Here is a 5,972-nt window from a genome sequence, read left to right as displayed (position 1 = left end):
TTCGAATATATACATTGAAGAAAACCTAAAAACCTTTCAACTGTAGGTGAAGACAAGTAGGCTTGAAGCTAAAGGGAATAGTAAAACTGTTTTTAATAGCGTTCTGTCCTAAGTGGGTGAAATAGGTTTTTTGCAAGTGGGATATTTAGCTTATCCTATGATGAGATATACGTGTAGGCTCTTGGGTGAAAAATAATTTAAGGATAAGCCAGCGAAAATCTGAAAATCTCACTTATAAATCTGTAAGCTTAGAGGAACAGGATCAAAAAATAATAAAGAAAACGTTGTTTTTAATCTCAGTTCTCTGTTGGCAGCGTTTTTATTCTAATCCTAATGTCTTTAATAATTTTTCAATTGCTACTTGTCATTTTACCACAATTTTTTAATCCCCCTTTTCCCGCAATCATACTTTATTCAATGAGTTGTAAAATCAATAAACAGGAAGTCTATATTTACAATACCCTCAAAATCCATTTAAGTGTGGATTTAAGAAAGCATATGGAATGAGCATTTAAACAATTTGCAGAGGTCACAAGATAAACCCCAATTTTAATGCTAGTAATTATACTAAATTATGAACATATATAAGGGTCAAAATCTTCTAGAATTCGTTGATCAATTCAAAACTGATGAAGATTATAAAGGATATAACCCTATTGTGTAGCTGTGCCCATTACAGTTATAAAGGCTTTGCTAAAGATAGCGAAATGGAGTCCAAATCGTAAATGCATCAATAAGAGAAAGAGTAAAAGGTAAATATCACATACAACACGTTAACTCTACTCATAATAGAGTTAAAAAATGGATTGAAAATCCCTTTTGGGTAGTATCAACAAAATATCGATAACAATACATGAATTGTTATCAAATAAAGGAAAACATAAAATCCGAAAACGATAGAGCCAACGCGTTTGTGAAGAAAACAATCGCTCTAGTTACATTAAAACGGTATAATTAAATCGAATTTAGATATGAAAACTTAATATCAACTCAAGCCTTAACTAGAGCCATTAACAAAAAAAAAAGGCTGACCTTTGTTAGTATAATACTTTTCATTCCATAATTTTAAATGATCTATATTTTGTGATAGACTATGAAATGACTCGACATTTTTAATCTTGAAATTTAGCGGATCTTAAGATGGCTTCAATTTCGAACATTTGATTTCTTTTTGAAGAGGACGGCTTAAATACAAAGCCTTCTAAAATTACATATCTGTCATTTTTATCATCTCGAATAGCATAGGTTAAAAATGGACCTGCCATAAAGAAACCTTTTACTTCCCAGGTTCCTTTGATTTCATAGGCAAATTTTCCATCAATTTCGGTTTCAAATAAATAAGGAGCATAGGCCTCTTCGGTAATCATATGTGTATCTTCAGTAGGTCCCGGTATATTTTCACCAACAGAATCCCTCATTTTAATCACATTAGCAATAACATTTCCATTTTTTTCAATTGTAGATTTTGGGACCTCGTAAACTAATAACTCCATACTGCCATTTCTGATGTCCTTCCGCATCCAAAAAAAGTTATCCTCCTGTTTTGCATACCGATAAGCTGATGGGAATAACATGGAAACTCCTATGGATTTTTTCAAGACGTCCACTTTTTTTGGTGCTTTGCTCATTCGTCTCCTTTTCTCTTTTAGCTCCGTATCATGTAATTTCTTCAGAAAAGAGTCCTTATTTTGCTCTAATTCTTCAATTATAGTTTGTTGATTTGATCCAGTTATAGCAATACCTAATTGAGGCTTTGCAAATGAATCTAACAAAATTTGATGTCCTGTTTTTTTAGATTTTTCAATTTTTAAAAAGGTTCTGTTTTTTCTTGCAAAACCACTAAAAGCCATTGGAGGGATTTGGCGTAAGGCATATTTTGGTTCTTGTTGAGGGAGGCCATCCACATCTGCTGCAAAAATCTCTCTTATCTTTTCTCCAATGGAGTCTTGCCAATTTTCATTGGTAATGACAATCGAAAGTTGATTGAGGTTTCCAGAAGATTCTGCTTTGTAAGCAGAGGTTTTATTGTCATTACAAGAACAAATGAGTAGAACGGAGAGGGCGAGAAGGCTTGCGCTGATGGTCTTGGGTAAAGTATATTGCATTTTGAAGTTTGTTTGAATTGAAATAAACTTATCGAATATCGTTCCAAAACTCAATTTACACTACTAAATTTTATTAGCCAGCAAGATTATTCATCAGTTTGAATCTTTGTTCTTCAATAAATCTATTTAATCTTTGATTCCAGAATGGAACATTTTTATAAAAGTCAACGCAATCTTCAAGGGTCTCTTGTTTTAATAATTGAGGCATAATGAACTCTTTAAAGTCACGTTGTATCAATTCTAGAAACTCCTTAACATTATCGCCGTTTTTGATACAATACCCAATGCTGTTTTTATATTTGTGAAATTGAACGTTCTCTGGCAAATAACAATCTTGAGACACACATACTGCAAGTTCTGTAATTTCAGGTCTTTTTTTAGATTTTTTATTAATAGGTGGTATCATCAGACCTAAATTTATTCTAAAATCAATTTTATCATCGGTCGACCACCAATAGTTTTGAAGAGTTAAAACCAATGAAAATTCTTCAGTAGATTTCCACCATATATCACCATCATTACTAAATCCTGCTTCTCTTAAAATAGGAGCCAAGATTTCAGTATTCATTTTGTTTAAAATTTCAATTGCTTTCATAACTAAAGGTATTTAACTGTCACAAAAATACAAGGGACTTTTGAATTTGCTTTACGGTTTAACCGTAGACATGTTACGGGAAAACCGTAAATTTTGGGTGGATATTTATCATGAGCTTTTTGAAAATTAGTTTAGATGTTACTATTACTCATCTTTTCATATCTAAGAAAGGATATTTATGAGAATATTTTTTGCCTTGCGCAAAAACATAGGCAGAGAACGTGGGGCCTAATTCCTCTTTCTTAGGGAAAGAAAATAATTACTCTGAGCTAACATTCCAGCCATCGAAAAAATAAAAAACACAAATAAAAACCAGACTTATTAATATCTAACTTATTGTATGTCCTATTAATGTTTATTTTTCGTAACGCATTAAGTAATGTGCCTATCGAATATTCTATCTCCAAAAAATTTACGATTAAGCCGATATACAAACTCGTTAAGATATAGGCTTTGACACTTTATCTTATTTTATGATAGGTTCTTGTGAATTCTAGTTTATAATTATTCATCTCTACAGGAACTCATTTAAAGGTCTCTTTAATAGTTTTTTCCCTTTATTTTTCGTCGACATCTTTTTCAACATAACCTGCAATATTTACCTAATAATTTACTTTGATTTTCGAAGACTATGGTTTGCTCATCGTTTGTTGACTCTTTAAAGCCAAAGTATATCCAATCTTCTTTAAGATTCTTTAATTTTTTAGCCTTAAAATATCGGTATCATCCGTCAAACTTTATATCTGAACATACTTTGTATCAACGAAAATAATGCGGTATTTATTAACAAGAATTTCTTAAAGCTTTGAAAATGAGTAGATCTCTTTAGAATCGTATTATTGCTATAATGCAGGTGTAATACCAGTAGCCTGATTATTATTTTTTAAATAGGTTTATAATTTTATTACATGCAGCATCATAACAAGTATTAATCCCATTTATTTCAAAAAAATAGCATCATTTCGTTTTGGTGTGATTTTCCGGTTTGTGCCTTTAAAAAACGAAAATTAGAAAAATATTAAATGATAATCAAATAGAATTTTTAAAGTATTTCATTAAATTTAGGCAAAATGCACGATATGAAAAAAATTGTTCAATTTTTATACCTTTTTATAATAGCCATAGGTATAATTGCATGTACGTCAGATGAAAGTGATGGAAATGGAGGCAACGGTAATTCTGACTTGTCTTATGCCCTTACTACAGGTGCAAGTGCCAATGCATTATTAAGTGATGCTCGATTTGACGAAATTATAATTGAAGCTGTTTATGCAGGTGGTTTTAAATCTGAGCAGTCTTCTTTAAATAATTTAGTTGCATTTTTTAAATGCTAGGCTCCATAAGCCTAGCGGTATCTCAATAATAGAAAGAGAAGTGCCTGCTCAAGGATTAGGGACATATTCTATTGAAGAAGTCCGTGATATAGAAAATAATCTTAGAACTCAATTTAGTACAGATAATACATTAGACGTATTCGTGTTCTTTGCCGAAGAGTCTAACGAAAGCGATGCGGGGAGTAGAGTGGTGCTGGGTACCGCGTATAGAAATACGTCTTTAGTGATGTTCCAAAAGACTATTGAAGAATTCAGTGGTGGGCTTAATGAGCCAAGTAGAGAAAACGTCGAGTCTACGGTATATCAGCATGAGTTTTGCCATATTATGGGATTAGTTAACATAGGGACAGCATTACAATCTAGCCATGAAGATGATGCAAATAACGGACACTGTGATGTAGATGGTTGTTTAATGAGCGCACAGTTAGAAGCTTTTAACCCATTAGATATGTTAAGTGTTGTGGGGTCTAGTGTCGCACAACTAGAGGCCCAATGTATTTTAGATTTACAAGCAAATGGTGGTAAATAAGCCTTATTCACTTTAATAAGAGGCGATATTTAAAGTAAAAAAAGCCTACTAAGTAGTATGGTTGAGCTTTTTTAATGGTATCAAATTTTATCTATTTTTAACTCTGCGACGTTTCCTAGTTAGTAGAGTGTTTTTGATAACATAGCCATGGACATTGAACCTTCACTACCAAGAACTGGTGTGGCATAACACGCTTTTTTCCAAACATCTTTTAAATCTACGTCACCTGTGATATAATAACCACGTTAACGACTTTCATCTAGGACACGAGTCATCCCTCAATCTATAATCACAACATCATCTTTTACCATTTCGGTTTTTAAGAATCTAAGAACTTCTAAAGCCGTAATAATATTGTCTGCTCGTGAGGTGATTTGAGTGATGTTTTTGGTGTGATTGTGCGTGACAGTTTCGGTAGAATTACATGGAAAACCCTTTCTTCCCATTAAGATAGTCATTGGTCTCCCTCCATTATGAGAATGATCTATTAACAACCGGATGCTTTTCTTGCGATACTATCCTATAACCATCCATTAATTCTAGTATTCCAAAAAAAATAGCTGGAATAAAAGTACTTAAGTCCAGTGCCATTTTTCTAAAGTTAATAGGATGGAAGCCACTTATATTTTTATTCGTATCTACGGCTATCACTACTTTTCGCATATCAATTTGTTTTGGGAAAGGAAGCCGCACAATAAATCTATCTATATCTGAACTATCGGTGAGTTTTTTTATTTCAGAGAGGAGTTCTGTCTCACTTTTGGTATTAGGCAAGCTCACCATATTAATTTAAAGCCTATTCACGCAAAAGCGCGTGCTTTATAACTTACATAAGTGAGACTAACATTGTAATTAAGGTCTTAAATGTTGAAAACCGTTTGCAGTAATGATCCGATTTGTGCTATGTAGCGCCTGTCGTTATTTTACTTTTATTAAGCAAACCTATCATTTGGCTGAATATCGGCTGTTTAAAAAATAGAGTACTTTTGCGTACAATTATTTTTAGGTTAGATATTAATTTTTCTGTAAACGTTACAAGCTTTAATTTCTGTGATTTTTTTTATTGGACACTAATGATATGAAATAACATCTAAAAAAGTTAAGTGTCTTTTACTAATTTAGTTTTCAACTATTGTATTAAAAATTGAATTAGACTACTACATAGCTCAAGCACAGGTTTTTTACTTAGTTGAGAAAAAAAATAAGCAGAGCAATAGTTCCGGTTCTGTTTTATGTCGATTACTAACTGAAAAAGAAACTGATTTTATCTGACATTAGAATGCTAAATTGGTATTGTAAACTTTTAACGATGGTTCAATAATCAAGAAGGACTTTAATAGCGTTGACTAAAAACTAGCCTAAAATCTAGTAGGTAAAACCAATATGATTGCTAAGGTCTCCAACACTTT

The 5,972-nt window shown here is 32.2% G+C and carries 5 protein-coding genes and 2 pseudogenes; 3 read left to right on the top strand and 4 right to left on the bottom strand.

Features of this window, described 5'->3' with window-relative positions; genetic code table 11:
* Positions 1–632 precede the first annotated feature (632 nt).
* Positions 633–958 (top strand): annotated as a pseudogene (locus tag CXF67_RS03860) (IS1595 family transposase); the annotation flags it as partial.
* 154 nt (positions 959–1,112) lie between these two features.
* On the opposite strand, the gene CXF67_RS03855 reads toward CXF67_RS03860, so the two are convergent.
* Together CXF67_RS03855 and CXF67_RS03850 are read right to left on the bottom strand one after the other, a co-directional pair.
* Positions 1,113–2,105, bottom strand: a complete 993-nt coding sequence (locus CXF67_RS03855) for a DUF4837 family protein (RefSeq protein WP_102087539.1) — start codon at positions 2,103–2,105, stop codon at positions 1,113–1,115.
* Between the two features lie 73 nt (positions 2,106–2,178).
* Entirely contained in the window at positions 2,179–2,700 is a 522-nt protein-coding gene (locus CXF67_RS03850; RefSeq protein WP_102087538.1) for a DUF4304 domain-containing protein, read from the bottom strand.
* 1,079 nt (positions 2,701–3,779) lie between these two features.
* Here CXF67_RS03850 and CXF67_RS03845 point away from each other — a divergent pair.
* Both CXF67_RS03845 and CXF67_RS03840 read left to right on the top strand, forming a co-directional pair.
* Positions 3,780–4,034, top strand: coding sequence for a hypothetical protein (locus CXF67_RS03845; RefSeq protein WP_145990372.1), 255 nt, complete (start codon positions 3,780–3,782; stop codon positions 4,032–4,034).
* A gap of 40 nt (positions 4,035–4,074) precedes the next feature.
* Positions 4,075–4,563, top strand: coding sequence for a hypothetical protein (locus CXF67_RS03840; RefSeq protein ID WP_145990371.1), 489 nt, complete (start codon positions 4,075–4,077; stop codon positions 4,561–4,563).
* A 119-nt stretch (positions 4,564–4,682) separates the two neighbouring features.
* Here the strand turns inward: CXF67_RS03840 and CXF67_RS19185 are convergent.
* Positions 4,683–5,009, bottom strand: a pseudogene (locus CXF67_RS19185) (hypothetical protein).
* A 25-nt stretch (positions 5,010–5,034) separates the two neighbouring features.
* Positions 5,035–5,337: a tetrahydrofolate dehydrogenase/cyclohydrolase catalytic domain-containing protein gene (locus CXF67_RS19180; RefSeq protein ID WP_374702238.1), complete on the bottom strand. Its 303-nt coding sequence runs from the start codon at positions 5,335–5,337 to the stop codon at positions 5,035–5,037.
* Positions 5,338–5,972: the final 635 nt, after the last annotated feature.

It is taken from the genome of Psychroflexus sp. MES1-P1E (assembly GCF_002836055.1).
Taxonomy (GTDB): Bacteria; Bacteroidota; Bacteroidia; order Flavobacteriales; family Flavobacteriaceae; genus Psychroflexus.
The sequence above is the reverse complement of the archived record's forward strand: the minus strand, read 5'-3'. Positions and strand labels throughout refer to the sequence as shown.

What these genes read in the sequence shown, in the direction of transcription:
- CXF67_RS03855 (WP_102087539.1), bottom strand. Translation starts at nt 2,105, where the DNA reads ATGCAATATACTTTACCCAAGACCATCAGCGCAAGCCTTCTCGCCCTC.
- CXF67_RS03850 (WP_102087538.1), bottom strand. Translation starts at nt 2,700, where the DNA reads ATGAAAGCAATTGAAATTTTAAACAAAATGAATACTGAAATCTTGGCT.
- CXF67_RS03845 (WP_145990372.1), top strand. Translation starts at nt 3,780, where the DNA reads ATGAAAAAAATTGTTCAATTTTTATACCTTTTTATAATAGCCATAGGT.